Source organism: Mesorhizobium kowhaii (genome assembly GCF_003253745.1).
GTDB classification, from domain to species: domain Bacteria; phylum Pseudomonadota; class Alphaproteobacteria; order Rhizobiales; family Rhizobiaceae; genus Mesorhizobium; species Mesorhizobium kowhaii.
Genome location: NZ_MZXV01000076.1, coordinates 266,649 through 292,012 on the forward strand (window position 1 = coordinate 266,649; position 25,364 = coordinate 292,012).

General features: G+C 64.3%; 25 protein-coding genes. 19 read left to right on the top strand and 6 right to left on the bottom strand.

Translation table 11 applies throughout. The annotated features are described in order from the left end of the window. Nucleotides 1-38 precede the first annotated feature (38 nt). The gene (locus B5V02_RS34805; RefSeq protein ID WP_111548574.1) at nt 39-809 is read left to right on the top strand and encodes an IclR family transcriptional regulator domain-containing protein; all 771 of its coding nucleotides are present in this window, start codon (nt 39-41) and stop codon (nt 807-809) included. A 24-nt stretch (nt 810-833) separates the two neighbouring features. On the opposite strand, the gene B5V02_RS34810 is transcribed toward B5V02_RS34805, so the two are convergent. From B5V02_RS34810 to B5V02_RS34825, 4 genes are read right to left on the bottom strand one after another with little or no spacing between them, the layout of a single operon-like run. After that, nucleotides 834-2,138, bottom strand: coding sequence for an NAD(P)/FAD-dependent oxidoreductase (locus B5V02_RS34810; RefSeq protein WP_167458790.1), 1,305 nt, complete (start codon nt 2,136-2,138; stop codon nt 834-836). Continuing rightward, nucleotides 2,138-3,517 carry a glutamine synthetase family protein gene (locus B5V02_RS34815; RefSeq protein ID WP_111548575.1) on the bottom strand — a complete coding sequence of 460 codons (1,380 nt, stop codon included), beginning with the start codon at nt 3,515-3,517 and terminating at the stop codon, nt 2,138-2,140. The genes B5V02_RS34810 and B5V02_RS34815 overlap by 1 nt, the downstream gene beginning before the upstream one ends. Nucleotides 3,518-3,522: 5 nt before the next feature. Next, on the bottom strand, nt 3,523-4,806 hold the full coding sequence (locus B5V02_RS34820) for a nucleotide disphospho-sugar-binding domain-containing protein (RefSeq protein ID WP_111548463.1): 1,284 nt from the start codon (nt 4,804-4,806) through the stop codon (nt 3,523-3,525). 10 nt (nt 4,807-4,816) lie between these two features. Beyond that, the gene (locus B5V02_RS34825) at nt 4,817-5,755 is read right to left on the bottom strand and encodes a GntR family transcriptional regulator (protein ID WP_111548464.1); all 939 of its coding nucleotides are present in this window, start codon (nt 5,753-5,755) and stop codon (nt 4,817-4,819) included. Nucleotides 5,756-5,994: 239 nt separating this feature from the next. On the opposite strand from B5V02_RS34825, the gene B5V02_RS34830 reads away from it, so the two are divergent. The 9 genes from B5V02_RS34830 (at nt 5,995) to B5V02_RS34875 (ending at nt 14,003) form a co-directional block, all read left to right on the top strand. Then, nucleotides 5,995-7,062 (top strand): polyamine ABC transporter substrate-binding protein, encoded by a 1,068-nt coding sequence (locus tag B5V02_RS34830; protein WP_111548465.1) that lies wholly within the window; start codon nt 5,995-5,997, stop codon nt 7,060-7,062. 99 nt (nt 7,063-7,161) lie between these two features. Beyond that, complete coding sequence (locus B5V02_RS34835) at nt 7,162-8,004, top strand: ABC transporter permease (protein WP_111548466.1); 843 nt, start codon at nt 7,162-7,164, stop codon at nt 8,002-8,004. 183 nt (nt 8,005-8,187) lie between these two features. Continuing rightward, complete coding sequence (locus B5V02_RS34845; RefSeq protein WP_111548468.1) at nt 8,188-8,979, top strand: ABC transporter permease; 792 nt, start codon at nt 8,188-8,190, stop codon at nt 8,977-8,979. Next, on the top strand, nt 8,976-10,049 hold the full coding sequence (locus B5V02_RS34850; RefSeq protein WP_111548469.1) for an ABC transporter ATP-binding protein: 1,074 nt from the start codon (nt 8,976-8,978) through the stop codon (nt 10,047-10,049). Before B5V02_RS34845 ends, B5V02_RS34850 begins: the two co-directional genes overlap by 4 nt. Before the next feature lie 12 nt (nt 10,050-10,061). Continuing rightward, nucleotides 10,062-11,336: a glycosyltransferase gene (locus tag B5V02_RS34855; protein WP_111548470.1), complete on the top strand. Its 1,275-nt coding sequence runs from the start codon at nt 10,062-10,064 to the stop codon at nt 11,334-11,336. Then, nucleotides 11,333-11,683, top strand: coding sequence for a cupin domain-containing protein (locus B5V02_RS34860; protein WP_111548471.1), 351 nt, complete (start codon nt 11,333-11,335; stop codon nt 11,681-11,683). The genes B5V02_RS34855 and B5V02_RS34860 overlap by 4 nt, the downstream gene beginning before the upstream one ends. A 43-nt stretch (nt 11,684-11,726) precedes the next feature. Further along, nucleotides 11,727-12,101, top strand: a complete 375-nt coding sequence (locus tag B5V02_RS34865) for a cupin domain-containing protein (protein WP_245446361.1) — start codon at nt 11,727-11,729, stop codon at nt 12,099-12,101. A 28-nt stretch (nt 12,102-12,129) separates the two neighbouring features. Next, nucleotides 12,130-12,474 carry a cupin domain-containing protein gene (locus B5V02_RS34870; RefSeq protein ID WP_111548472.1) on the top strand — a complete coding sequence of 115 codons (345 nt, stop codon included), beginning with the start codon at nt 12,130-12,132 and terminating at the stop codon, nt 12,472-12,474. Nucleotides 12,475-12,494: 20 nt separating this feature from the next. Next, nucleotides 12,495-14,003, top strand: a complete 1,509-nt coding sequence (locus B5V02_RS34875; protein WP_111548473.1) for an aldehyde dehydrogenase family protein — start codon at nt 12,495-12,497, stop codon at nt 14,001-14,003. Between the two features lie 26 nt (nt 14,004-14,029). Here B5V02_RS34875 and B5V02_RS34880 read toward each other — a convergent pair whose 3' ends face one another. Continuing rightward, complete coding sequence (locus B5V02_RS34880; protein WP_425374447.1) at nt 14,030-14,716, bottom strand: GntR family transcriptional regulator; 687 nt, start codon at nt 14,714-14,716, stop codon at nt 14,030-14,032. Nucleotides 14,717-15,012: 296 nt separating this feature from the next. On the opposite strand from B5V02_RS34880, the gene B5V02_RS34885 reads away from it, so the two are divergent. From B5V02_RS34885 to atzF, 8 genes are read left to right on the top strand one after another with little or no spacing between them, the layout of a single operon-like run. After that, nucleotides 15,013-16,140: a BMP family ABC transporter substrate-binding protein gene (locus B5V02_RS34885; RefSeq protein ID WP_111548475.1), complete on the top strand. Its 1,128-nt coding sequence runs from the start codon at nt 15,013-15,015 to the stop codon at nt 16,138-16,140. A 22-nt stretch (nt 16,141-16,162) separates the two neighbouring features. Next, nucleotides 16,163-17,287 carry an ABC transporter permease gene (locus tag B5V02_RS34890; protein WP_111548476.1) on the top strand — a complete coding sequence of 375 codons (1,125 nt, stop codon included), beginning with the start codon at nt 16,163-16,165 and terminating at the stop codon, nt 17,285-17,287. After that, nucleotides 17,287-18,213 (top strand): ABC transporter permease, encoded by a 927-nt coding sequence (locus tag B5V02_RS34895; RefSeq protein WP_111548477.1) that lies wholly within the window; start codon nt 17,287-17,289, stop codon nt 18,211-18,213. Before B5V02_RS34890 ends, B5V02_RS34895 begins: the two co-directional genes overlap by 1 nt. Before the next feature lie 14 nt (nt 18,214-18,227). Next, nucleotides 18,228-18,929: a biuret amidohydrolase gene (gene biuH / locus B5V02_RS34900; RefSeq protein WP_111548478.1), complete on the top strand. Its 702-nt coding sequence runs from the start codon at nt 18,228-18,230 to the stop codon at nt 18,927-18,929. A gap of 9 nt (nt 18,930-18,938) precedes the next feature. Continuing rightward, nucleotides 18,939-20,468, top strand: coding sequence for an ABC transporter ATP-binding protein (locus B5V02_RS34905; RefSeq protein WP_111548479.1), 1,530 nt, complete (start codon nt 18,939-18,941; stop codon nt 20,466-20,468). Beyond that, on the top strand, nt 20,468-21,136 hold the full coding sequence (locus B5V02_RS34910) for a cysteine hydrolase family protein (RefSeq protein ID WP_111548480.1): 669 nt from the start codon (nt 20,468-20,470) through the stop codon (nt 21,134-21,136). The genes B5V02_RS34905 and B5V02_RS34910 overlap by 1 nt, the downstream gene beginning before the upstream one ends. Then, on the top strand, nt 21,129-21,479 hold the full coding sequence (locus B5V02_RS34915; protein WP_111548481.1) for a cupin domain-containing protein: 351 nt from the start codon (nt 21,129-21,131) through the stop codon (nt 21,477-21,479). Before B5V02_RS34910 ends, B5V02_RS34915 begins: the two co-directional genes overlap by 8 nt. After that, on the top strand, nt 21,476-23,308 hold the full coding sequence (gene atzF / locus B5V02_RS34920) for an allophanate hydrolase (RefSeq protein ID WP_111548482.1): 1,833 nt from the start codon (nt 21,476-21,478) through the stop codon (nt 23,306-23,308). Before B5V02_RS34915 ends, atzF begins: the two co-directional genes overlap by 4 nt. 114 nt (nt 23,309-23,422) lie before the next feature. Here atzF and bla read toward each other — a convergent pair whose 3' ends face one another. Further along, a complete protein-coding gene (gene bla / locus B5V02_RS34925) occupies nt 23,423-24,310 on the bottom strand; it encodes a class A beta-lactamase (protein ID WP_111548483.1) in 888 nt (295 codons plus the stop codon). Nucleotides 24,311-24,414: 104 nt separating this feature from the next. On the opposite strand from bla, the gene B5V02_RS34930 reads away from it, so the two are divergent. Next, entirely contained in the window at nt 24,415-25,302 is an 888-nt protein-coding gene (locus B5V02_RS34930; protein WP_111548577.1) for a LysR family transcriptional regulator, read from the top strand. The last annotated feature ends 62 nt before the right edge of the window (nt 25,303-25,364 follow it).

Consider the following 25,364-nt stretch of genomic DNA (forward strand, 5'->3'; position numbering starts at 1 on the left):
AGTCAATCCTGGCAAGGATGCCGTTCCGCGGAGGTGAGATGGACGAAGAGGCGGCTTCCCGTGACCATGTCGGCTCGCTCGAGCGTGGCCTTGCCGTCATGGAGATCCTGGCCCGGCACCCTTCGGGGATGACACTGACTGAAATGGCCGAGGAGGCCGGCCTGACCCGCGCTGGCGCCCGTCGCTTCCTGCTAACGCTTGTCGCCACCGGCTACGCCACCCAGGCAGGCCGCGTGTTTTCGCTGTCGCCGCGCCTGCTGACCGTCGCCCGCACCTGGCTCGGCGGCGCCTCGCTGTGGAGCTTCGCCGCCCCGACCATGCGCGCAGTGGCGGCTGAGTTGAATGAGGCCTGCTCGGCGGCGATCCTGTCGGGCCAGGATGTCGTCTACGTCGCCCGCATTCCCGGCCGCCGCATCCTCAGCGTCTCGCTCGACGTCGGCACCAGGCTGCCGGCCTATTGCACCTCGATGGGGCGCATCCTGCTTGCCGGCCTGACGCCCCAGGAATTGGACGCATTTCTCGGCCAGGCGACGATCGAGAAACGGACACCGAAGACGATCACCGACAGGCGGCTGCTGGCCTACGCCATTGGCAAGGCCAAGGCGGACGGCTTTGCTGTCGTCGACGAAGAGCTGGAGCTCGGCCTGCGCTCGATCGCCGTGCCAATCCACGACCGCGCGGAGCGCACGGTTGCGGCCATCAACGTCTCGACCCAGTCCGCCCGCTTCTCCGTCGCGGAGATGGAACGGGAAATCCTGCCGGCACTGCTTGAGGCCAAGCAGCGCATCGAGGATTTCTTCGTGGTCTAGATCATCGAGGTCGCGTCTTGCCACTCAATGTTTGATGCGGTCGCGCATCGCGTACCAGAGCATGCCGAGCACATAGAGCGAACCGCGCAGCGCCGTGCCGCCCGGGAACGGCATGGGCGTGAGCGTCGAGAACAGGTCGAGCCGCGAAGCGTCACCGGTGATGGCCTCGGCCAAAAGCTTGCCCGACAGCGTCGACAGGATGACCCCCTTGCCGGAATAGCCATGCGCGAAATAGACCTCGCCATAGTGCCCGACATGCGGCAGCCGCGACGTCGTCACCGACACCAGCCCGCCCCAGGCATGATCGATGCGGCAGCCCTGAAGTTGCGGAAAGGTCTTTTCCATGTGCGGCCGCACGAAGCCGGCAATGTCGGCCGGCGGCGACGGTGTGTAGCGCTCACCGCCGCCGAACAGCAGGCGTCCGTCCGCCGACATGCGGTAATAGTTGACGACGAAGCGGGTGTCGGACACCGCGACATTGGCCGGGATGACATTGCGTTTGCCCTCCAGCGGCTCGGTGGCGACGATGTAGTTGCCGACTGGCATGATGCGGCTGTTGACGCGCGGCTCCAGCCCATTGAGCAGCGCATCGCCCGCCAACACGACATGCTTTGCCCGGACCGACCCCTTGGCAGTCGAGACCCGGATCGAAGGTTCGCGCTCCAGCCGCACTGCAACTGAGTTTTCGTGAATGATGACGCCGGCCGCCGCCGCGGCGCGGGCAAGGCCGAGCGTGTAGTTCAGCGGATGCATATGGCCGCCAAGCGGCTCGTACATCGCGCCATGATAGGGCGTGTCGACCTTGCCGCGCGCTTCCGCCGCCGACAGGATTTCGGCATGCGGAAACTTCATCACCGTGGCCAGGCACTTGGCCTCTTCCTCAAGGTCTTTGAGATCGGAGCCATTGACCGCGCCGACCAGATGGCCGGTCAGCCTGAGGTCGCAATCGATGACGTGGCGCTCGATGATGTCGAGCACCAGCCCGCGCGCCTCGAAGGCGAGGTCGAACAGCGCCTTCGCCCGCTCGGGGCCGTAGAGCTTGACCAGGCCCTTGGCGCCTTTGCGCAGACCGGGGATCATCTGGCCGCCATTGCGCCCCGACGCGCCCCAGCCGATCTTGCCACCTTCGAGCAGCACCACCTTCAACCCGCGTTCGGCGGCGTGAAGGGCGGCGGACAGGCCGGTACAGCCGCCGCCGACCACAACCAGGTCGGCATTGACGTCGCCTTGCAGGGCAGGATGGTCCGGCGACGGATTCGCCGTCGAGACATAGTAGGATTTGCCGATATCCAAACCGGAATTGAAACCCTCGGAATTGAAGCCCATCATTACACCTTCAACAGCAGGTGGTCTCGTTCCCAGCTCGTCACCACGCCCTGGAACAGGTCGAGTTCGACGCTCTTGACGCGCAGATAGGTCTGGAAGAAATCCTCGCCGAGCAGTGCCCGCACCGGGTCGCAAGCGGTGAAACGATCCAGCGCCTCCTCCATGGTTTTCGGCAAAGTGCTCTTGTTCTTGTAGGCATTGCCAGACGCCTCGGCCGACCGCGCCAGCTTCTGCTCGACGCCGAGATAGCCTGCCAGGAGCGAACCGGCGATCGCCAGATAGGGATTGGAATCGGCACCCGGCAAGCGGTTCTCCACCCGACGTGCGGCGCGGCCACCGGCCGGCACGCGCAGCCCGCAAGAACGGTTGTCATGCGACCACTCGATGTTGGCCGGCGCGCTGTGGTTCGGCCGGATGCGGCGGAACGAGTTCACGTTCGGCGCAAACAGCGGCATGATTTCCGGGACATATTTTTGCAGGCCGCCGATGAAATGGCCGAACATTTCCGTGTCGGCATCGTCAGTGCCGGCAAACAGCGTCTTGCCGGCCTCATCGATGACCGACATGTGCAGATGCATCGAGCTCCCCGCCTGTGCCGCGATCGGCTTGGCCATGAAGGTGGCGTGCATGCCGCTCTGCTGCGCGGCCTGGCGCGTCAGCCGCTTGAACAGCAGCACCTTGTCAGCCAGCGGCAGTGCATCGCCATGCAGGAAGTTGATCTCCAGCTGCGCTGTGCCCGATTCATGGATCAACGTGTCGAGCGGCAAGCCGGCCGCCGCGGCATAATCATAGATGCGGCGGATCACCGGCTCGAATTCCTCGAGTGCAGCCATGTCATAGGGATGCTGCACGGTCTCCGTGCGGCCATTGCCGCCGACCGGTGCGGTCAGCGGCCGGTCGGGGTCGGGATTGGGCGCGGTCAGATAGAATTCGAGCTCCGGCGCCACCACTGCCCGCCAGCCACGCTGGCGATAGAGATCGAGCACGGCTCTCAGCACATGGCGCGGCGACGCCATCCATGGCCGGTCGTCCATGTGGAACGCATCGGCAAACACATAGGCCTTGCCAGCCCCGGCGCCGGGCGCCAGGCAGAGCGTCGAGACGTCAGGCACCATCCGCATATCCGGGTCCGAATAAGCAAAACCCTCGTCGATCGAACCGGAATAGCGGCCGTCGATGCTGACCAGAAAAGCGCTGCTCGGCAGATAAAGCGCGCGGTCTTCCAGCGCCTTGACGAATTTGGCCGTCGGCAAGGCCTTGCCGCGCAGGACGCCGTTCATGTCGGGCACCAGGCACTCGATCTCGTTGATGCCGTGCTGGGCTAGCCAGGTCCTGGGATCGTTGCCGCTGGAGAGCAAGGTATTCGCGTTTTTATCAAGCATTTCGTTCATGTCCGTACCAGAGAGAGAATGGCTTGCGCGGCCACGTCCGTTCCAGGGGTCAGCGCCATATGGGCTGCATTGTCCCTGAGGCGGGCGCGCATGGCGTCATCGGCCAGCAGGCCGAGAATGGCTCCCTCCAATACTCCTTCGGTCCAGCCGTCACGGCCGATATGGTTGCCGACGCCGGTCTCCTCGGCGCGCCGCGCATTGTCATGCCCGTCCCAGCAATAGGGCATGATCAGCGACGGCACGCCGAAGCGCAGCGCCTCGCAAAAGCTGTTGTTGCCGCCGTGATGGATGAACAGGTCGGATTTCGCCACCACCGAGGGCTGCGGAAACCAGGCGTCGAGATAGACATTGTCCGGCACCGCGCGGTACGTGTCGCGCAGGCCGCCGGCATTGACGATGAACCGCGCCGGCAGCCTGTCGAACACAGCCAGCATGCGCTCGATCAGGCCGACATCCATGGCGCCGAGACTGCCGAAGCTGAGATAGACCAGCGGCCCGCCATTGCGCGGAAACACCGGCACCTCGAACGGTCCTTCCGAACGCACGCAGCCTTCGAGATAGACGAAGCGGGCCGGGTCGAGCGGCTCGGCGCGCTCGCGGCGCACGATCGTCGGCGTCAGCAGCAGGTTGAGATCGGGGGAGACTTCAAGGAACAGGCCCTTCGGCAGCGGTGCCAGGCCGGCATCCGTCCGAAAGCGGTTGAAGCGGTCATGCGCCGGCGCCGAAGCCTTGAGATAGCGGGTCTCGAACGCCGCGCGTTGCGGGTCGTCAGTGCCAAGCCCCGACAGATAGGGCGGCACCTGCGCATCCGGAAGCTCGGTCTCGGCGCAGGAGACAACGCGCACCCATGGGCAGCCGGCAGCGGCGATCGCCGGGAACATGATGACATTGTCGAGCACCACGGCGTCCGGCTTCAGCCGCGCCAGCAATTGGCGCAGCGGCGCTTCGGCGTTGACCGCGGTGTCGACGATGGCTTGCCAGGTCGGCGCGACATAGGTTTCGAGCTGGTCGATCGGGCTCAGCCTGAAATGCGGCAGATGCCTGCGCACGAAGGCCTGCCAGTAGCTCTGGCGCTCGCTGTCGCTCAGTGGCTCGTCGGTGGGCAGCTGGTATTCCTGAAAACCATAGTCGGCAAAGACGCCGGAAAAGCCGGCATGGCAGATGAAGACCGGTCGGGCGCCTTTCGCCCGCAATGCTTGTGCGATGCCAACGCAATTCAACGCCGCGCCGAAACTCGCTTCGGGAAACAGCGCGATGGTCGGGCTGGCTTTACGCGTCAATTAATCCTCGTCATTCCGGCCGGCTGATCATGCCGAACAGGGCGGGCGCCCCGCGACTGGCCGCTTGCGGTCGCTGGTTGCGGGAGAGCCGCAGGTGAATGCGAAGCAGATCGGCCGCCACCTCATACTGCCGGCTTTCAAGATGGTCGAGTATATTCAGGTGCTCGCGCAGCGATTGCCGCAGCCGGAAGACGTTGACGCCGGCATAGATGCCGGGCAGCCGGCGCAGCCTGAGGTGATCGGCCAGCGCATCGGCAATGAACCGGTTGGCGCAGCCTTCAGCGAGCATGCCGTGAAAATCGATGTCCAGCCGCTGGAACTCGCGGGTGTCGAATGCGGCGTCCGGCAGCGCCAACAGCGCTTCCATGCCCTGGCGCAAGGCCGCGGCGCGTGCGTCGTCCAGCCGGAAGCCGGGCGTCAGGATGGCTGCGGGCTCCAGTAGCAAGCGGTACTCATAGCTTTCGCCTTGTGCCTCCGGATCGTCCGGCGCGCGGCGAAACAGCCAGGATTGGCCGGGCGCGCGGTCGAGCAGATTCTCTTCCGTCAGTTTGTTGAGAGCTTTTAGTACCGTCTTTCGCTCGGCGCTGTACCGCCGCATCAATGCCGCGACGGTCACCGTCTGGTCCAGTCGCCGCGCCGACCGGTCGCGCAGGATCGCCTCGGCAAGCTCGTCCTCCTCGGTAAGAGGCAATTCAGCCGCAATAGCCGGCTGAGTCGTGAGGTCGATGGCCAGGTGATAACCGGAATCAGCCTCCCAACGCACAACGCCCTGTTCCGCGAGCAGGCTAAGCGCCGCCCGTACCGGCGTGCGCGACACATTGCATAGCGAGGCGATCTGCTGTTCGGGCAGCCGCGAGCCGGGCTCGAAGCCGCGCTGCCGCGCTACATCCAGGATGCGCTGCGCCAGGTCGAGGTGGTTGGTGCGGGGTCGTCGGGCGGCAGCTTGCATGACAATGCTCGTGAACGGACGTGACCTATATGCTTTGACCGATCGGCCTCGCGGACGCAATCGGCCAGATTCCTCGGTCGCTTGGCAAATTATGGATTGACGTACTTTTTTCTGCAATAGTACTGTCAGGACAATCGGCACAAAAAAGACCGAGGGAACGGGATCGAGGCGGCGGCATGGGTCGCAGGCGTTGGTCCGGCGAATGAAATTCGACGATCAACCAGAATGGGGAACCTGTCATGACCGCCACGACCTTCTTGCGGCACCGTTCGCTGAAGATGCCGTCAATCGCACTCGGCCTGGCCTTGGCGCTGTCGGTGCCGGCGGCCGCCGCCGATCTCGTCATTTCCAACTGGGACGGCTACATGGCGCCCGACGCCATGGCCGCCTTCAAGACCGCGACCGGGGTTTCCGGCGAAGTGGTTGTTCATGCCACCAATGAAGAGATCATGGGCAAGCTTATCGCCGCCGGCGGCAAGGGCTATGACGTGGTCTTCGTCTCCTCGCCCTTCGCCGAGGTGCTGAACAAGCTCGGCCTGACCGAGCCGATCGACCACACCAAGGTCCCCAACCTCGCCAACCTCTATCCGGAAGCGACCAAGCTGCCGCACGATGTCGGCAACAATTTCTCGGTGCCTTACACCTGGGGCACGACAGGCCTCTGCTACCGCTCTGACCTGGTGAAGGTCGCGCCGACGAGCTGGAGCGATCTGCTTGCCCCCTCCGACGACCTCAAGGGCAAGACCACCATGCTGGCGACCGATCGCTGGCTGCTGGCGGCCGGCCAGCTCGACAAGGGCTTTTCGGTCAACGAGACCGACCCGGCCAAGATGGCCGAGGTCAAGGACCTGCTGATCTCGGCCAAGAAGACCCTGCTCGCCTATGACGACACCACCTTCTATTCGAAGCTGGTTTCCGGCGAAGCGCTGATGGTGCAGGCATGGGACGGCTGGTGCAATTACGGCATCGCCGAAAAACCCGAGATCAAGTACGTCATCCCCAAGGAAGGTTCCGACCTGTGGGTCGACACGATGGTGGTGATGAAGGCCTCCGCCAACAAGGACGCCGCCTTCCAGTTCATCAACTTCATGCTCGACGCCAAGAACCACGCCTGGGCGGCGCAGAACATCGACTACAAGGTGCCGAACAAGCCGGCTATGGAAAGCCTGCCCGCCGACTTCCTGGCAAAATTCCCCAACATGGCGATGCCGGTGGCCGACCTCGTCAAGTTCGAGCAACTGCGCGACGTCGGCGACGCCCAGCGCGACTATTCGAAGATCGTCAGCGAGATCAAGGCCGCGCAGTAAGCGGCGTCAAACCAGATATCACGGCCGGCAGCGCTACTGCCGCCGGCCTTGAGCGGTACCCGAAAATTGTCCCAGACCCGACTTCGCTCCTCCTTGCTGATGGCCCCGGCGCTGGTCTGGCTGACCGCGCTGATGGTGGTGCCGTGCGCATTGGTGCTGGCGCTCGCCTTCTTCCGGCGCGGCATCTATGGCGGCATCGAATACACCTTCACGCTGGAGAATTTCGGGCTGGTGTTCGACCCGCTCTATGCGGGTATCTTCCTCAACTCGGCGCGTATCGCCGGCACGGCGGCGCTGATCGCGGTGGTCATCGGCTATGCCGCCGCCTACGCGATCGCAGCCGCACCACGCCGGCTGCAGCCGGTGTTCCTGTTCTTCGCCGTGCTGCCGTTCTGGTCCAACTATCTGATCCGCACCTATGCCTGGATCGTGCTGCTCAACCGCGAAGGCCTGATCACCCAGTTGCTGCGTTGGTTCGGCTACACCGGTGAGCAGCCGTCGATGCTCTATACCGAGGGCGCGGTCATTGCCGGCCTGGTCTATAACTATCTGCCCTTCGTCATCCTCGCCTGCTACGCGCCGCTGTCGCGGCTCAATCCGGAACTCGCCGAAGCCTCGCGCGACCTCGGCGCTTCGGCCCTCACCACCTTTCGCCGCGTCATCCTGCCGCTGACCGTGCCCGGCATCGCCGCCGGCGCCGTGTTCGTCTTCGTGCTGTCGATCGGCAATTTCGTCACCCCTGCCCTGCTCGGCGGCGGCCGCTTCCAGATGATCGGCAATCTCGTCTACGACCAGTTCCTGACCGCCAATGACTGGCCCTTCGGCGCGGCCTTGGCAATGGCGCTGATCGCCATCATGCTGCTGGTGCTGATGGCGCAGGCCCTGGCTGCGGATCGTGCCTCCGGGCGTGCGGCCGAGGCCAAGGGTGACGCCGATGGCTGAGCGCTTCTTCCTTCCCTTCTCCTCGTTCACGGGGAGAAGGTGCCCCGAAGTGGCGGATGAGGGGCGGCGCAAGCTCCTGCAATGTCGGGCGCTGCCTCTCATCCGCCTGCCGGCATCTTCTCCCCGTAAACGGGGAGAAGGACGCTGGTCGCTCGCTTGCCTCCAGACTACCGGAGGGCAACCATGACTTCATCGCCTGCCCGCGCTTTCGGCATGCGGACGATCCTCATCCTCGTCTTCGCCTTCCTCTACATCCCGATCGCCGTGCTGGTGGCGCTGTCCTTCAACAAAGGTGGGCTGCCGACGGCATGGTCCGGCTTTTCGCTGAAATGGTACGCTTCGCTGGCCGGCAATTCCGCCATCCTCTCCGCCGCGCTCAACACGCTGATCGTGGCACTGGTGTCGACGGCCATCGCCACGCTGCTCGGCACGCTGCTGGCGATCGGCGTCGAGATGCGCCGGCAGTACGGCAAGGGTCTCGAGGCGCTGATCTTCGCGCCGATGATCATCCCCGACATCGTGCTGGCGATCGCGCTGCTGTCGTTCTTCTCCATGCTCAACCTGACCATGGGCCTGCACACCATCATCCTTGCCCATGTCGTCTTCAACCTCGCCTTCGTCTGTTCGGTAGTGCGTGCCCGGCTGAAGAGTTTCGACTGGTCGATCGTCGAGGCGTCCGCCGACCTTGGCGCTTCAGCTATCACCACCTTCCGGCGGGTGACATTGCCGGTCATCCTGCCGGCCGTGGTCGCCGGCGCGCTGCTTGCCTTCACGCTGTCAGTCGACGAGTTCATCATCGCTTTCTTCACCGCCGGCGCCGGCCGCGCCTCGACCACGCTGCCGATGCAGATCTATGCGATGATCCGTTTCGGCATCACGCCGGAGATCAACGCCCTCGCAACCATCGTCATGGCTGTCAGCATCACCGCGCTGACCCTGTCGCAGCGGCTCAACCCTGGGATAACAGGCCAATGAGCGAACCGCGCACGCTGCTGGCCATCGATCATGTGTCGAAGAACTTCGGTCGGGTGACCGCTGTCGACGGCATCTCGCTCGACATCCGTGAGAACGAGTTCTTCGCCCTGCTTGGCCCTTCCGGCTGCGGCAAGACCACGCTGCTGCGCATGCTGGCCGGTTTCGAGACGCCAAGCGACGGGCGCATCCTGCTCGACGGCCGCGACATCGCCAGGACCCCGCCCAACAAACGGCCGGTCAATTTGATGTTCCAGTCCTACGCGCTGTTTCCGCATATGAGTGTCCGGGCCAATGTGTCCTATGGGCTGGAGATGGAGCGTTTGCCGGCTAGCGAAATCCGCTCCCGCGTCGATGCCATCCTGGCGACGACCGAACTCGTCGCCTTCGCCGACCGCAAGCCGGAGCAATTGTCGGGCGGCCAGAAGCAGCGCGTCGCGCTGGCCCGGGCGCTGGTCAAGCGGCCCCGGCTGCTGCTGCTCGACGAACCGCTCGGCGCGCTCGACAAGAAACTGCGCGGCGCCATGCAGCTGGAACTGAAGCGCCTGCAGCACGAGGTCGGCATCACCTTCGTCATCGTCACCCACGACCAGGAAGAATCGCTTGTCATGGCCGACCGCATGGCGGTGCTGAGAGACGGCAAGCTGCTGCAATGCGACACGCCGCATACGATCTACGAACATCCCGCCGACCGCTTCGTTGCCGATTTCATCGGCGTGATGAATTTCGTGCCGGGCAAGGCCGCCACCGATGGTGTCATGGCAGGCAATGGCACTCGGATCGCCGGCAAGGTTCCCGCCTCGCTTTCGCCCGGTGCGTCCGCTGTCGCGTCGGTGCGGCCCGAGCGCATCCGGCTGTTCCCGTCGGATGAGACCGCCAACCGCACCACCGGCACGGTCGAGGCACTCGCCTATCACGGTCTCGACCTGCAGCTGCATGTCCGCAGTGCTCTGTCGCCAAAACCGTTCCTGGTGCGTGTCACCGCCGATGCCGCCGACCGCCGGCCGGTGTCGTCAGGCGACCAGGTCGAACTCGGCTGGGACGCCGCCGATGTCAGAATTTTCGCAGAGTGAAGGAGACGCCTGATGGCGCAGAAGACGATCGCGTTTTTTCCCGAAGCGGCCTACGGCCCGGCGCTCAATTCCGTCGGCATCGCCCAGGCGGTCGAGGCGCGTGGACACAGAGCGGTGTTCCTGTCCGATCCCGGCTTCGTCGATGTCTACAAGGGCTACGGCTTTGAGGCCCATCCGGTGAACCTGTCCGAGCCGATGCCGCCGGAGCAGATGGCCAAGTTCTGGGAGGATTTCATCAACGGCCACATCCCGAACTTCCGCAAATCGCCCTACGACCAGATCGACAATTACGTGAAGGATTGCTGGACGGCGATCGTCGACAGCGCCAAATGGGCGCAGAAGGATCTGCCACGCGTACTCGCGGCCATCAAGCCGGACGTGATCTGCGTCGACAACGTCATCCTGTTCCCTGCGATCAAACAGTTCGGCAAGCCGTGGGTGCGCGTCATCTCCTGCTCGGAAAACGAGATCGAGGACGACGACATCCCGCCGCATCTCTCCGGCTGCGGCGAGAACGACCATGCCGGGCACCAGCGCTACCGCGACCATTTCAACGCCGTGATCCAGCCGATCCACGACGATTTCAACGCCTTCCTCACCGCCAACAACGAGGCGCCCTATCCGATCGGCCAGTTCTTCGAGGCCTCGCCTTACCTCAACCTGCTGCTTTATCCCGAGGCGGCAAAGTTCAAGCGCCGCCATCCGCTCGACCCGGCAAAGTTCCAGTATCTCGAAGGCTGCGTGCGGCAGGAAAAACCCTACACGGTGCCGACCTTCGCTGAGAATAATGACGGCCCGCTGCTTTACGTTTCCTTCGGCAGCCTGGGCGCCGGCGATGTCGACCTGTTGAAGCGCATCATCGCGACGCTGGGCAAGACGCGCTACCGCGCGCTGGTCAATGTCGGCGGCTACAAGGACCAGTACACGGACGTGCCCGGCAACGTCATCGTCGAGAGCTGGTTCCCGCAGCCTTCGGTCATTCCGCAGGTCGAAGCTGTCATCCACCATGGCGGCAACAACTCGTTCACCGAGTGCCTCTATTTCGGCAAGCCGGCGATCATCATGCCCTATGTCTGGGACGGCCACGACAACGCCACCCGTGTCGAGGAAACCGGCCACGGCTTCGGCATGCCGCGCTACGACTGGAACGACGCCAAACTGGTCGCCAAGATCGAAGCCTGCCTGACGGATCCAGCGATGAAAGCCAAGCTCGCGAAGACCTCGGCACAGATGCACGCGCAGAACGGTCCGGAGAAGGCGGCTGGTTTGCTGGAGGCGTTGTTGTGACCTCCTCCGCACCACACCTCTACCAAGCCTCAACCCGCACCGACCTCGCCGACTGGGGCGCGCAGCCGGATGCACTGGACGGCGCTTCCCACTCCACCGGCCGGCTGGTGCACAAGGGGCCGAACAACCAGCCGGAATCCGGCATCTGGGTCTGCACGCCCGGCCGCTGGCGCCTTAGCATCCCGCGCGATGAATTGTGCCATTTCGTCGCCGGCCGCGCGACCTACCGGTCGGATGTCGGCGAAGAGATAGAAGTCACCGCTGGAACCGTGGTCATGTTCCCGGCCGGCTGGGCGGGCGAATGCATCGTGCATGAGACCATGCGCAACGTCTACATGCTGGCTTGAAAGGATGATCCCGAAAAGTGGGAATTGGTTTTCGGACAAGATCATGCTCAAGCAAAGGTACACGGAGTTTGATGACATGCCGACACCGCATTGGCCGAAGGCCTCGATCGTGGACCTGGAAGACTGGGGCGCGGGCAGCAACACGCTCGCCGGCTCGCCGCGTGCGTCGGGCAAGATCCTGTCGCAGAACCCGGACGGATCGAGCGAATGCGGCCTGTGGTCATGCACGTCAGGCACGCGGAAGGTCACCTTCCCGGCCGACGAGTTCTGCCATTTCCTGTCGGGCCGCGGCAGCTACATCCACGACAATGGCGAACAGATTCCGGTCGAGGCCGGCACGCTTGTGTTCTTCCCCGCCGGCTGGACCGGCATCTCCATCATCACCGAAACGCTGACCAAGGCCTTCATGTGCCGGTGAGCACCAAGGCCATTCTAGGGGAATCGATATGACAACGCCGATCATGAAATCGCCGCTCGCCATCACCGATCTCGTCGACTGGGGCGCCATCCCGACGATGATCGAGGGCGAGTCCCACACTTCGGGCAAGCTTCTGTACAAGGGGCCGGAGGGTCGTTCCGAGTGCGGCCTCTGGGTCTGCACGCCTGGCAAATGGCACTGCCACGTCACCCGCGACGAGTTCTGCCACTTCCTCGAGGGCCGCTGCACCTATGTCCATGAATCCGGCGAAGTGATCGAGATCGAGCCGGACACGGCGGCCTTCTTTCCGCAGGACTGGAAAGGCGTCTGCACCGTCCATGAGACGATCAAGAAGGTCTACATGATCCGCTGAGCGGATCTGAGAGGATATCCATGCATTTCTCCCCTGACCGGCCGGCTTTCTTCGTCAACCCGGATTACCGGCCGATGGCCGGCGCGAACAAACCGGTGATCGATCCGGCGACGCTGGAAACGGTCGGGGCCATCGCGCCCGCCAGCGATGGTGAGATCGACACCGCGCTGACCGCGGCCACCAAGGCGCAGGCCGTCTGGAAAAAGCTCGACGCCAAGAGCCGCGCCAAGCATCTGCATGCCGTCGCCAATGCCATCGAGGCGGCCGACTTCACGCGCTGCGCCGAGCTGATGGTGCGCGAGATGGGCAAGCCCTATCCGGAAGCCATCGGCGAGATCGCCAATTGCGCGCCGATCTTCCGCTACTACGCCGAGATGGCGCGCGACGATGCCGGCAAGATCGCCGGCACGACGCAGGCCGGTTCGTTCCAGTATGCGCGTTACGAGCCCTACGGCGTGTCGGTGCACATCATGCCTTACAACTTCCCGATCCTGCTGATGTGCTGGACCGTCGCCGCTTCGCTGGCCGCCGGCAATGCCTGCATCATCAAGCCGGCCGAGGCGACCACCCTGTCGACGCTCGACTACATGACCGTGTTCCGTTCGCTGCCGGAAGGGCTGGTCTCCTGCCTGCCCGGCGGCGCTGCGACAGCGCAAGCGCTGATCGCTTCCGACCGCACCCATGCCGTCGCCTTCACCGGCTCGGTCGCCGCCGGCAAGGCGGTTGCGGTGGCCTGTGCCGAACGCATGAAGCCGTGCGTCATCGAAGCCGGCGGCAGTGATCCGCTGATCATCAGCCAACACGCCCCGCTCGAGGTCGCCGCGGCCGGCAGCGTCACCGCTGCCTTCCATCTCACCGGCCAGGTCTGCACCTCGGCCGAGCGCTTCTTCGTCGTCGACGCCGTGCATGACCGCTTCGTCGCGCTGTTCGCCGAAAGGACACGCGCGCTTCGCATCGGCAACGGACTGGACAAGACCGAGATCGGCCCGCTGGTCAGCGAAGGCGCGCGGGCCAAGGTCATGCGGTTGGTGGACGACGCTATCGCCAACGGCGCCGTTGCCGTCACCGGCGGCCGCATTCCGCCAGCGCACAACACAGGCTGGTTCTACGAGCCGACCATCCTGACCGGCGTTACCTCTGACATGGCGATCGTGCGCGAAGAGTGCTTCGGCCCGGTCGCAGCGATCTGCCGGGTCAAGGATTTCGACGAAGCGATCCGGCTTGCCAATGACAGCCCGTTCGGGCTTGGCGCCTCGGTGTTCACCACCGATCTGGCCGAAGCGCATGACGCCGCCGAGCGGCTCGAGGCTGGCATGGTCTGGGTCAACAACCCGCTGATCGACAATGACGCCTTGCCCTTCGGCGGCTGGAAGGCGTCAGGCCTCGGCCGCGAGCTTGGACGCCAGGGGCTGGACGCCTTCCGCCGCTCGAAGATGGTCATCATCGACCACAGACCGGCGATCCAGGACTGGTGGTACCCCTACCCCGACAGCTGGTTCCGAGAGACCGGCGGCCGCAAGCACATATAGGTCGAAAAGTCCGCGGGATATCCGCGTTATGAAGACAGCCCTATCGAATCTGCCTTGCGACTTGCTGGATCACCCGCGGCGAATACGGCGCTCGCCTCGCTGACGATGGAAACGTGGTCCCGTGCCGCCTTGCCGGCGGCAGCGCCATCGCCGCGCATGATCGCGGTGACGATGGCGTCATGCTCCTGCCAGGATTTGGCCAGGCGGCCTGGCAGCATGAACTGGGCGCGACGGAACGGCGCCAGCCGGCTGCGCGTCATTACGGTTAGCTCCGAGATATGGGTGCTGTGGGCACCGCGATAGAGCCGGGTGTGGAACTCGGTGTTGAAATATTCATAGTCCTCCTCGGCGCCCAATCGCACCAGGCGGGCCGAGGCCTGATGCTCAACCTCCAGCGCGCGGCGCTCGCCAGCGGTCATGCGTTCGGCGCAGAAGCGCGCGCAAATACCTTCAAGCTCGGCCATGCTTTCGAACATCGAGGCGAGATGTTCCTGCGTGACCACCGCGACGATGGCGCCGCGGTTTGGCCGCCTTTCCACCAGGCCCATGGCACTGAGCTGACCGAGCGCCTCCCTGACCGGCGTGCGTGATACGTCGAAGCGGGCGGCCAGCGACGCCTCGTCGAGTTTTTCACCGGGGCGCAGGAAACCGGTGACGATGCGGTCGCCAATCGCCCTCACCATTTGATCGACGGTCGTACCCGACCTGATCAAGTTGCGCTTTCCCGACACGTCTCCTCCGTCCAGTCTTTTCGTGGCCGTGAATCGCATGGCTCGCGGACCAGCTTCGACTCGGGCATCCTCTCTATGCCTGTATTTTAATCTACATGTCAAACTGTCTATTTTAAAAGCAAAAAGTGCATGCAATTGCCCGTCACTTGTGCAGGTGTCATTGGGGCAATTGTTGATTTAATTGGATAAATTTCACTGTTTAAACTGGCACGCTGATTGCATGCACTTTCATGACAAGGTTAACCGACTCGAAAAGGGTCTTACAGGGGAGCATTCACATGACCGACAGATTCATGCTTAACCGTCGCCAGTTGCTCAAGACCTCCGCCGCCGGAGCCGCACTTGGTCTTGCCTCAGCATCGTTTCCAATCAGCAGAGCCTTTGCCGCCGCTGCGACGGTCGGCTTCATCTATGTCGGTCCGAAGGACGACTATGGTTACAATCAGGCGCATGCCGAGGGTGCCGCGGCGCTGAAGGGCATCGACGGGATCACCGTCGTCGAGGAGGAGAATGTGCCGGAGACGGTCGATGTCCAGAAGACCATGGAATCCATGATCAATCTCGACGGGGCCTCGCTGATCTTCCCGACCTCCTTCGGCTATTTCGACCCCCATATGCTGGCCATGTGCGCGAAATTCCCTGACGTGCAGTTCCGTCATTGTGGCGGCATGTGGAACAAGGACAAGCATCCGATGAACGCCGGCTCTTATTTCGGCTATATCGGCATGGGCCAATACCTCAATGGCGTCGTCGCCGGCCACACCTCGAAGACCAAGAAACTCGGCTTTGTCGCGGCCAAGCCGATCCCGCAGGTGCTGCTCAACATCAACTCCTTCCTGCTCGGTGCGCGCTCGGTCGACCCGACCATCACCTGCCAGGTAATCTTCACCGGCGAGTGGTCGCTGGCGGTCAAGGAGGCGGAAGCCACCAACGCGCTGGTCGACCAAGGCGCCGACGTCATCACCTGCCATGTCGATAGCCCGAAAGTGGTGGTCGAGACGGCGGCCGGTCGCGGTGCCTTCGTTTGCGGATATCACGCCAACCAAAGCCCGCTGGCACCCGAAAAATACCTCACCGGCGCCGAGTGGAACTGGGCCAAGGTCTACAAGATGTTCGTCGACGACCTGGTCGCCGGCACGCCGCTGCCCAACTTCACCCGCGGCGGCCTGGCCGACGGTTTCGTCAAGATGAGCCCGCTCGGCCCCGCCGTCGGCGAGGCCGCGCACAAGCAGTTCGACGCCACGCTGGCCGAAATGATGAAGGGCGGTTTCTCCGTCATCAAGGGCCCGCTCAAGAGCAACAAGGGCGTTGTCGTCGCCACCGAGGGCCAGGCCTTCGTCGAGACCGCCATCGAGCTCGAAAGCATGGATTATCTCGTTGAGGGCGTCGTCGGCTCGACCGCCTAAGGCTGAGCGCGGAGACGGGACCATGACAGATACGACCAGCAGTGCGGAGGCGCCGGCCATCCTCGGCGCCAGGGCCTATCCGGCAGCGCTCGAATGGATCGCGCGGCGAGCGGAAGCCTTCGTCATTCCGCTCGCCGCGCTGGTCGTCGGCATGGTCCTGTTCAGCCTGTTCATCTTGGCTGTCGGCAAGTCGCCGGTCCTGCTCTACGAAACCATGTGGCGCGGCGGCTTCGGCTCATGGTTCTCGGTGCAGAACTCGCTGTCGCGGGCCGCACCCTTGCTGCTTGCGGCGCTCTGCGTGGCGCTGCCGGCGCGGCTCGGCCTCGTCGTCATCGGCGGGGAGGGCGCCATCGTGCTCGGCGGTGTCGGTGCCGCGGCCATCGGTGTCGCGTTGAGCGGCGCGCCTTCCTTCATCGTCATTCTTGCCATGGGCGTGGCGGGCATGGCCGCCGGCGGCATCTGGATCGGTGCCGTCGGCGCGCTACGCCACTACCGTGCCGTCAACGAAACCATCTCCAGCCTGCTGATGGCCTACATCGCTATCGCCCTGATGAACCAGCTGGTGGAAGGACCGCTGCGCGATCCCGCCTCGCTCAACAAGCCCTCGACGCAGCCGCTGGCCGACATCTATCGCATCGGCAACATTCCGGGCATGGATGTGCATTGGGGGCTGGTCGCCGGTGTCGTTGCCTGCATCGTGTCCTGGGTGCTCATTGAAAAGACCCGCTGGGGTTTCGCCGCGCGCATCGCCGGCGGCAACGTGCGCGCGGCACAGGTGCAGGGCCTGGCCGTCGGGCCGCTCATCGTCGGTTTTACCGCGCTGGCCGGCGGCTTTGCCGGGCTCGCCGGCATGTTGGAAGTCGCCGCCGTCCAGGGCAGCGCCAATGCTTCGCTCGCCGCCGGTTATGGCTACACCGGCATCCTCGTCGCCTTCCTGGCCCGCCACAACCCGCTGGCCATCATCCCGGTCGCCATCCTGCTTGGCGGCATCGACGCGTCCGGCGGGCTGATCCAGCGCCGCATGGACCTGCCCGACGCCACCGTACTGGTGCTCCAAGGCATGCTGTTCATCGTCATCCTGTTCAGCGAAACCTTGTACGGCCGCTTCAAGGCCTTCAATCCCGATTTGTGGCAGAGGGCCTCCTGATGGACGCGACCGAGATCGGCCTCTGGGGCGTGCCGCTGGCCATTCTGGGCGGCGCCATCCGCGTGTCGACGCCCTTCATCTTCGTCTCGCTGGGCGAAGCCATCACCGAGCGTTCCGGCCGCATCAATCTGGGGCTCGAAGGCACGCTCGTCTTCGGCGCCATGACCGCCTATGCGGTGGCGGTGATGACCAACTCGCCATGGCTCGGCCTGCTCGCCGCAGCCTTCGCCGGCCTGTGCTTCGGCCTGTTCCACGGCTGGATTTGCAAATTTCCGAAGGTCAACGACATCGCCATCGGCATCGCGCTGATGCTGTTCGGCTCGGGGCTCGCCTTCTTCTTCGGCAAGCCGTTCATCAAGCCGAAGGCGCCCAACCTGCCGGCCATTCCTTTCGGCGGCTGGTCCGATATTCCGCAGGTGCAGGCCGCGCTCGACGTCAACGTCCTGTTCCTGATCGGAGCGGCACTTTCGGTCGTCCTGTGGTGGGCCTTCCGCAACACCCGCGCCGGCCTCATCGTGCGCGTTGTCGGCGACAGTTCGGACGCCGCGCGCGCCATGGGTCTCAATCCCGACACGGTACGCCTGCTCGCCACCGGCGTCGGCGGCGCGCTGGCCGGCATCGGCGGCGCCTATCTGTCGCTCTACTATCCCGGCAGCTGGACCGAACGCATCTCGTCGGGCCAAGGGCTGATGGCGGTGGCGCTGGTCATCTTCGCGCGCTGGAACCCGCTTGGCTGCTTTGCCGCCGCCCTTCTGTTCGGTGGGGCCGGCGCTCTTGGACCGGCGCTGCAGTCGGTCGGCGTCACCCAAGGCTACTACCTCTTCTATGCCGCGCCCTACATCCTCACCCTGATCATCATGATCGCCACCTCGTCGCCGACCCGTTCGCTCGCCGGCGCACCGGGCGAATTGTCGATCACCAAATAACTGGAGTTTTTGCCATGAACGCCAGAGCCGAGATCACCCAGCGCTACATCGACGCCGACCCCTATCCATGGCCCTACAACGGCGAACTTCGCCCCGACAATACGGCACTGATCATCATCGACATGCAGACAGATTTCTGCGGACCGGGCGGCTATGTCGACCATATGGGCTATGACCTGTCGCTGGTGCGCGCGCCCATCGAGCCGATCAAGTCGGTGCTCTCGGTGATGCGCGCCAAGGGCTACACCATCATCCACACGCGCGAGGGCCACCGGCCCGATCTCGCCGACCTGCCGGCCAACAAGCGCTGGCGCTCGCGCCGCATCAATGCCGGCATCGGCGATCCCGGCCCTTGCGGGCGTATCCTGGTGCGCGGCGAGCCGGGCTGGGACATCATCCCCGACCTCTATCCGGCCGAAGGCGAGCCGATCATCGACAAGCCCGGCAAGGGTTCGTTCTGCGCCACCGACCTCGAGCTGATCCTCAACCAGCGCGGCATCGAAAACATCGTGCTGACCGGTATCACCACCGATGTCTGCGTGCACACCACCATGCGCGAGGCCAACGACCGCGGCTATGAATGCGTGATGCTGGAGGATTGCTGTGGGGCGACCGACTACGGCAACCATCTGGCGGCCATCAAGATGATCAAGATGCAGGGCGGCGTCTTCGGCGCGGTGTCGAGTTCGGCGTCCTTCGTCGCCCAATTGCCGTGAGGTTCGACCATGCGTGAAGGCAGCAGAAAGGCCGTCGGCGTCGAGACCATTGGCATGACCATGCGCTTCGGCGCCTTCACGGCGCTGGGCGATGTCTCGATCAAGGTGCCGGCGGGATCATTCCATGCGCTGCTCGGCGAAAACGGCGCCGGCAAGTCGACCCTGGTCAAATGCATGATGGGGTTCTACCACCCGACCTCCGGCGATATCCTCGTAGATGGCCGCGAGGTCGCGGTCGCCAGCCCCCGCGATGCCTCTGCGCTCGGGCTGGGCATGGTCTACCAGCATTTCACGCTGGTGCCCTCGCTGACGGGGGCGGAAAACCTCGTCATCTCGCGCGAAAAGGTGCCGGGCATCATCGACTGGCGCAAGGAGCGCGCCGACCTTGCCGTGTTCATGGAGCGCATGCCGTTCAAGCTGCCGCTCGACGTCAAGGTGGCGGAGCTCGCAGCCGGCGAGAAGCAGAAGCTCGAGATCGTCAAGCAGCTCTATCTCGGCCGCTCCTTCCTTGTGCTGGACGAGCCGACCTCGGTGCTGACGCCCGGCGAGGCGCAGGAGGTGCTGGGGCTGGTGCGCGACATGACCAAGGCCGGCGACCTCACCGTGCTGATGATCTCGCACAAATTCCATGAGGTGACGGCCTTCGCCGATGATGTCAGCGTGCTGCGCAAAGGCAAGCTGACGGGAACGGGCCGCGTCGCCGACCTCGACCACAAGACGATGGCAGCGATGATGATCGGCGACCAGCCGATCGCTGCGCTCGACAGCCGTGCAACGCCGAAGCCCGATGCCGAGACGGTGCTCAAGGTCAGGTCGCTGAAGGCGCCTGACCGAACCGGGTTGAAATCGATCAGCATCGACGATCTCGGCGTGCGCTCGGGCGAGATCGTCGGCATCGCCGGCATTTCCGGCAATGGCCAGAAAGAGTTTCTGGAAGTGCTGGCCGGCCAGCGTCCGCGCAACGCGGGCGACGTGCTGGTGCGCGGGTCCGCCTATGGGGCGACACGCGCCGAGGCGCGCGCGCTCAATGTGCGGCTCATCCCCGAAGAGCCGCTGAAGAATGCCTGCGCCCCGAAAATGACCGTGGCCGAGAACATCTCCTTCCGCACCTTCGACGTGGACGGCAACGGCAAACCGGTGAGCTGGATCAGCACCAGTGCCATCCGCGCGTTCAGCGCCAGGCTGGTCGAGCAGTTCAAGGTCAAGACCGCATCGCTGTCGTCGCCCATCGCCTCGCTGTCGGGCGGCAATGTGCAGCGCGCAGTGCTGGCGCGCGAACTGACCGGCGAGGTCGACTTGCTCATTGTCTCCAATCCCTGCTTCGGTCTCGACTTCTCGGCGGTGGCCGAAATCCGCGCCCGCATCATGAAGGCGCGCAATGCGGGTGCTGCCGTGCTTTTGTTGTCGGAGGACCTCGACGAGTTGCTGGAACTGTCGGACCGCATCTTCGTCATGTCGGACGGTGCGCTGGTCTACGAAACGCCGATCGCGCGGGCGAGCGTGCAGACCATCGGCGAGCATATGGCGGGACACTATTGATGGCTGAAATCGATGCGCAGCCGTTTGCCTTTGCATTCAAGCCGGAGACGACGGCGCTGGTCGTCATCGACATGCAGCGCGACTTCGCCGAGCCGGGCGGCTTCGGCGCCAGCCTCGGCAACGATGTCAGCCGCATCACGGCCATTGTGCCGACGGTGAAGCGGCTGATCGATGGGTTCCGCGCGGCCGGCCTGCCGGTGATTCACACGATGGAGTGCCACCGGGCCGACCTGTCCGACCTGCCGCCGTCCAAGCGCAACCGCGGCAATCCGTCGATCCGCATCGGCGATGTTGGGCCGATGGGCCGCGTGCTGATCGTTGGCGAGCCGGGCACAGCGATCCTCGACGAACTCGCGCCACTGCCCGGCGAGATTGTCATCGAGAAGCCTGGCAAGGGAGCTTTCTACGCAACCAGCTTTGGCGAAGATCTGAAACGACTCGGCGCACTGCAGTTGGTCTTTGCCGGCGTCACCACCGAGGTCTGCGTACAGACGACGATGCGCGAGGCCAATGATCGGGGCTATGAGTGCCTGCTCGCCGAAGACGCAACGGAGAGCTATTTTCCGGAGTTCAAGGCGGCCGCCATCGCCATGATTAGAGCGCAAGGCGCCATCGTCGGCTGGACGGCGACGACCGACCAGGTGCTTCGGGGAATTGCAAATGGCTAATCTGAGTCTTGCCGGCGTCCTCGGCGGCGGCTGGCGCGATCTGGCGTTCGAACATTTTCGCGAGGGCATCGCGGTGCACTGGCTGCTGAAGGGCGAACCGGTCGAACCGTCGGTGGCAATCCTCAACTACCGGCCCGGCGCCGGCGTGCCGCGCCATCGACATGTCGGGCTGGAAACCATCGTCGTGCTCGAGGGGACACAAAGCGACGAGAATGGCGATTATCCGGCCGGCAGCGTGGTCCTGAACCCGGTCGGGACCGAGCATTCGGTGTGGACGAAGGAGGGCTGCGTCGTGCTGATCCAATGGGACCTGCCGGTGATCATTCTGGGGGAGACCAAATGAGCGAGATCCGCTTCGACATCGGCAGTTTGCATGCGGCCTATCGGGCCGGCGTCGGTGTCGCCGCCATGATCGATACCGTCCATGCCCGCATCGCGGCGGCTGACGATCCGGGCATTTTCATTCATCTCGCCGCCAAGGCGGACATGCTGGCGCAGGCGCAAACGCTCGGGCCGTTCGATCCGGTAACCAAGCCGCTGTGGGGCGTGCCCTTCGCCGTCAAGGACAACATCGACGTCGCCGGCATGCCGACCACCGCGGCCTGCGCCGAATATGCCTACATGCCCCAGGTGGACGCCACCGTGGTGGCCCGGCTCAAGGCTGCCGGCGCGCTGGTGGTCGGCAAGACCAATCTGGATCAGTTCGCCACCGGCCTTGTCGGCGTGCGCACGCCGTACCCGATCCCGAAGAACGCCATCGATGCCAGTCTGGTGCCCGGTGGCTCCTCGTCGGGGTCCGCCGTTGCGACGGCGCGCGGCATCGTCTCCTTCGCGCTCGGCACTGACACGGCAGGCTCCGGCCGCATACCGGCCGGCCTTAACAATATTGTCGGCCTGAAACCGACCGTCGGGGCGCTGTCGGCCGCCGGCGTCGTACCGGCCTGCCGCACACTCGACTGTATCTCCGTGTTCGCGCTGACCGTTGACGATGCCTACGCGGTGTTCGGTGTGGCCGCAGCCAAGGATCCAGCCGATGCCTATTCGCGCGCGGTCAAGGTGCCGGCCCTCACCGCGCGGCCGCCGGTGTTAAGTGTCGGCGTGCCGGCGAAGCAGGATCTCAAATTCTTCGGCGACGCGGCGATGGCAGAGGGTTTCGACGCGGCGCTAGACATGCTGCGCGGGCTCGGTTGCCGGCTGGTGGAAATCCCGTTCGGCGATTTCTACGCCACCGCCAACCTTCTCTATGAAGGCGCCTGGGTGGCCGAACGGTACGCGGCGATCGCCGGTTTCATGGAGGCCAACGAGGCGGCCATGCATCCGGTGACACGGAAAATCATCGGCGGCGCGCGCAGCCTCTCCGCGGCCGATGCCTTCAGGGGCCTCTATGCGCTTCAGGCCTACAGGGCGAAGCTCGCACCGGTCCTCGCTTCGGTCGACCTGTTCTGCGTACCGACCGCGCCGACGCATTACGCTCTCGATGCGGTTCTCGCGGACCCTATCGTCACCAACAGCCGTCTCGGCACCTTCACCAATTTCGTCAACCTGCTCGACATGTGCGGCGTCGCCGTGCCGAGCGGCCGGCGCGACGATGGCTTGCCGATGAGCGTGACCTTGCTGGCGATGGCGGGCAAGGACTGGCTGACGGCCGGTCTCGCTCGCGACATCCACGCGGCCAGCGGCCTTCCGCTTGGCGCGACCGGCTGGGCGCAGCCGGGCAGCGCGCCGCCTGGCGAGCGCGCGCCGGACGAGATGATCGATCTGGTGGTCGTCGGCGCGCATCTGTCGGGCATGCCGCTCAATGGCCAGTTGCGAGATCTCGGCGCCCAGTTCTCGAGAACGACGAGAACAGCGCCTGCCTACCGGCTTTACGCTCTCGCCGGCCAGTCCGTACCCAAGCCTGGACTCGTCCGGGTCGCCAGAGATGGAATGCGGATAGATGTCGAGGTCTGGCGGCTTGATCCGGGCGCCTTCGGACGCTTCGTAGCCGCTATTCCGGCCCCGCTCGGCATTGGCACGATCGAACTCGACGATGGCACAACGGCGAAGGGGTTCGTGGCCGAGACAGCCGGCTTGTCGGCGGCGATTGACATCTCGGCCCATGGTGGGTGGCGCAGCTTCGTCGCGAGCTCGCACGAACCGCAACGCCGCCTGGAGGAAGTTGCGCCCACCTGACCATCCAACTCGAATAGCGGTTTTGTGACGTTCTGCCTTTGGTGAGGGGCCGAAACTCAAGAAGCCTGTCGCGCCCTCAGCAATGGCGCGACAGGGTCTGCGCCGCTAAAACGTCTAAGCCTCGATCGCTTCGACCAATGCCCGTGAGACTGAGGCAATGACGGCGTTGCGTTTGGCCAGGCTCTGTTTCGTGCCCGTCAGATAGATCGACATCAAAATCGGGTTGCTGGAAGTCGGCCAGATGACGGCCGCGTCATTGGTGCTGCCGCGCGCGCCGGTTCCGGTCTTGTCGCCGCATGTCCAGCCTTTCGGCAGTGCCGCCCTTATGCGCGCGTCGCCGGTCTTGTTCGCCACCAGCCAATCGACAAGCTGCGCCCGGCCCTTCCCCGACAGGCTGTTGCCGATCGTCAGCCGTTCGAGATTGTTGACCATGGCCAGCGGCGAGGTCGTGTCGCGCGCGTCCCCCGGCAGCGACTCGTTCAGCTCCGGCTCGATCCGGTCCAGCCTGGTCACCTTGTCGCCTATCGAACGCAGATAGGCCGTCAGCTGCGGAGGCCCGCCAAAGGACTCCAGCAACAGATTGGCTGCCCCATTGTCGCTGACTGTCACGGCGGCTTCGCAAAGCTGCGCCACCGTCATCTCGCCGCCGGCATGTTTGTTGGTCGTTGGAGAGTTCGCGATAATGGCGTCGTGCGGGACCTCGATGCTGCGGTCGAGCTGCTCGATGCCGCCGTCGACACGATGCAACACGAATGCCGCCGCGAGTGCCTTAAAGGTGCTGCACATTGGAAACGGCTCGTCCTCACGATAGCCGAATTGCGCAGTCGTTCCGGAGATCCGGCAGGCGACGCCGAGCCGGCCGCCGCTTTTCACCTCGATCCGCCTCATTTTCGGCAAGACCCCATCAAATTTTGTCGGGCTTATTGCCGCCTTCGCGATGGCGCCAACCGGGGCCGTCAAAACCACCGCGAGACCACTGATGAAACTGCGCCTGCTTGTCATGTCCACACTCTCTGTTGCCCCGCGCGGCAGAACTGGACCGGATCCGGCCCCATCGCAAACGAGTAAACATCGCCCCCGCCATAAAAAAAATTAGGGCTGGGATGATGAAGCGATCGCACCTCCCACTGAACGGTTTGCGCGCCTTCGAGGCCTCGGCAAGGCATCTCAGTTTCACCGGCGCCGGCCTCGAACTGCGCGTCACCCAGGCCGCCGTCAGCCATCAGATCAAGGGCCTTGAAGAAGTCCTTGGTATCAGGCTTTTTCGCCGATTACCGCACGGCCTCGCTTTGAGCGAGGAGGGCGAGGCTTTGTTGCCCGTGTTGAGCGATGCCTTCAACAGGATTAGCGTCACGCTCGACCGCTTCGAGGGCGGCCGCTTCAACGACATCGTCACCGTCGGTGTCGTCGGCACTTTCGCCTCGGGCTGGCTGATCCCCAGATTGCCGGCATTTCACCAGGCCTATCCGGATATCGAGCTGCGCATCTCGACCAACAACAACCGGGTCAATCTCGCCGCCGACGGTCTCGATTTTGCCATCCGCTTCGGCGACGGCTCCTGGCAGGGAACCGAGAACACGCCGCTGCTGCCCGGCGCTTTCTCGCCGGTCTGCACGCCCGGCATCGCGGCGCGCCTGCGCGACCCGTCCGATCTCGCACGCGAAACGCTGCTATGCTCCTACCGGGAAGACGAATGGTTGCGCTGGTTCGAGACGGCAGGGCGCCATTGCCCGTCGATCAAAGGCATCGTCTTCGACTCATCGGTCACCATGGCGAACGCTGCCGTCCAGGGTGCCGGCGTGGCATTGCTGCCGGTTTCGATGTTCAGCCGCGAACTCTGTTCGGCCCAGCTGGTGCAGCCTTTCGACTGCACGGTCGATGTCGGCCGATACTGGCTGTCGGCACGGCGCAGGCGCCAGAACTCGCAGGCAATGACGATCTTCGCCGACTGGTTGAAGGCCGAGACGGAGTGCAGTTCCAGGAAAAGTGTGTAGCGGTCTTCCCGGGAAAAGCGCATAGCGCTTTCCCTCAGGGAATTGCGTCAAAACAAAGAGAT

What these genes read in the sequence shown, in the direction of transcription:
- B5V02_RS34805 (WP_111548574.1), top strand. Translation starts at nt 39, where the DNA reads ATGGACGAAGAGGCGGCTTCCCGTGACCATGTCGGCTCGCTCGAGCGT.
- B5V02_RS34810 (WP_167458790.1), bottom strand. Translation starts at nt 2,138, where the DNA reads ATGATGGGCTTCAATTCCGAGGGTTTCAATTCCGGTTTGGATATCGGC.
- B5V02_RS34815 (WP_111548575.1), bottom strand. Translation starts at nt 3,517, where the DNA reads ATGCTTGATAAAAACGCGAATACCTTGCTCTCCAGCGGCAACGATCCC.
- B5V02_RS34825 (WP_111548464.1), bottom strand. Translation starts at nt 5,755, where the DNA reads ATGCAAGCTGCCGCCCGACGACCCCGCACCAACCACCTCGACCTGGCG.
- B5V02_RS34830 (WP_111548465.1), top strand. Translation starts at nt 5,995, where the DNA reads ATGACCGCCACGACCTTCTTGCGGCACCGTTCGCTGAAGATGCCGTCA.
- B5V02_RS34835 (WP_111548466.1), top strand. Translation starts at nt 7,162, where the DNA reads ATGGCCCCGGCGCTGGTCTGGCTGACCGCGCTGATGGTGGTGCCGTGC.
- B5V02_RS34845 (WP_111548468.1), top strand. Translation starts at nt 8,188, where the DNA reads ATGACTTCATCGCCTGCCCGCGCTTTCGGCATGCGGACGATCCTCATC.
- B5V02_RS34850 (WP_111548469.1), top strand. Translation starts at nt 8,976, where the DNA reads ATGAGCGAACCGCGCACGCTGCTGGCCATCGATCATGTGTCGAAGAAC.
- B5V02_RS34855 (WP_111548470.1), top strand. Translation starts at nt 10,062, where the DNA reads ATGGCGCAGAAGACGATCGCGTTTTTTCCCGAAGCGGCCTACGGCCCG.
- B5V02_RS34865 (WP_245446361.1), top strand. Translation starts at nt 11,727, where the DNA reads ATGCTCAAGCAAAGGTACACGGAGTTTGATGACATGCCGACACCGCAT.
- B5V02_RS34870 (WP_111548472.1), top strand. Translation starts at nt 12,130, where the DNA reads ATGACAACGCCGATCATGAAATCGCCGCTCGCCATCACCGATCTCGTC.
- B5V02_RS34875 (WP_111548473.1), top strand. Translation starts at nt 12,495, where the DNA reads ATGCATTTCTCCCCTGACCGGCCGGCTTTCTTCGTCAACCCGGATTAC.
- B5V02_RS34885 (WP_111548475.1), top strand. Translation starts at nt 15,013, where the DNA reads ATGACCGACAGATTCATGCTTAACCGTCGCCAGTTGCTCAAGACCTCC.
- B5V02_RS34890 (WP_111548476.1), top strand. Translation starts at nt 16,163, where the DNA reads ATGACAGATACGACCAGCAGTGCGGAGGCGCCGGCCATCCTCGGCGCC.
- B5V02_RS34895 (WP_111548477.1), top strand. Translation starts at nt 17,287, where the DNA reads ATGGACGCGACCGAGATCGGCCTCTGGGGCGTGCCGCTGGCCATTCTG.
- biuH (WP_111548478.1), top strand. Translation starts at nt 18,228, where the DNA reads ATGAACGCCAGAGCCGAGATCACCCAGCGCTACATCGACGCCGACCCC.
- B5V02_RS34905 (WP_111548479.1), top strand. Translation starts at nt 18,939, where the DNA reads ATGCGTGAAGGCAGCAGAAAGGCCGTCGGCGTCGAGACCATTGGCATG.
- B5V02_RS34910 (WP_111548480.1), top strand. Translation starts at nt 20,468, where the DNA reads ATGGCTGAAATCGATGCGCAGCCGTTTGCCTTTGCATTCAAGCCGGAG.
- B5V02_RS34915 (WP_111548481.1), top strand. Translation starts at nt 21,129, where the DNA reads ATGGCTAATCTGAGTCTTGCCGGCGTCCTCGGCGGCGGCTGGCGCGAT.
- atzF (WP_111548482.1), top strand. Translation starts at nt 21,476, where the DNA reads ATGAGCGAGATCCGCTTCGACATCGGCAGTTTGCATGCGGCCTATCGG.
- bla (WP_111548483.1), bottom strand. Translation starts at nt 24,310, where the DNA reads ATGACAAGCAGGCGCAGTTTCATCAGTGGTCTCGCGGTGGTTTTGACG.
- B5V02_RS34930 (WP_111548577.1), top strand. Translation starts at nt 24,415, where the DNA reads ATGAAGCGATCGCACCTCCCACTGAACGGTTTGCGCGCCTTCGAGGCC.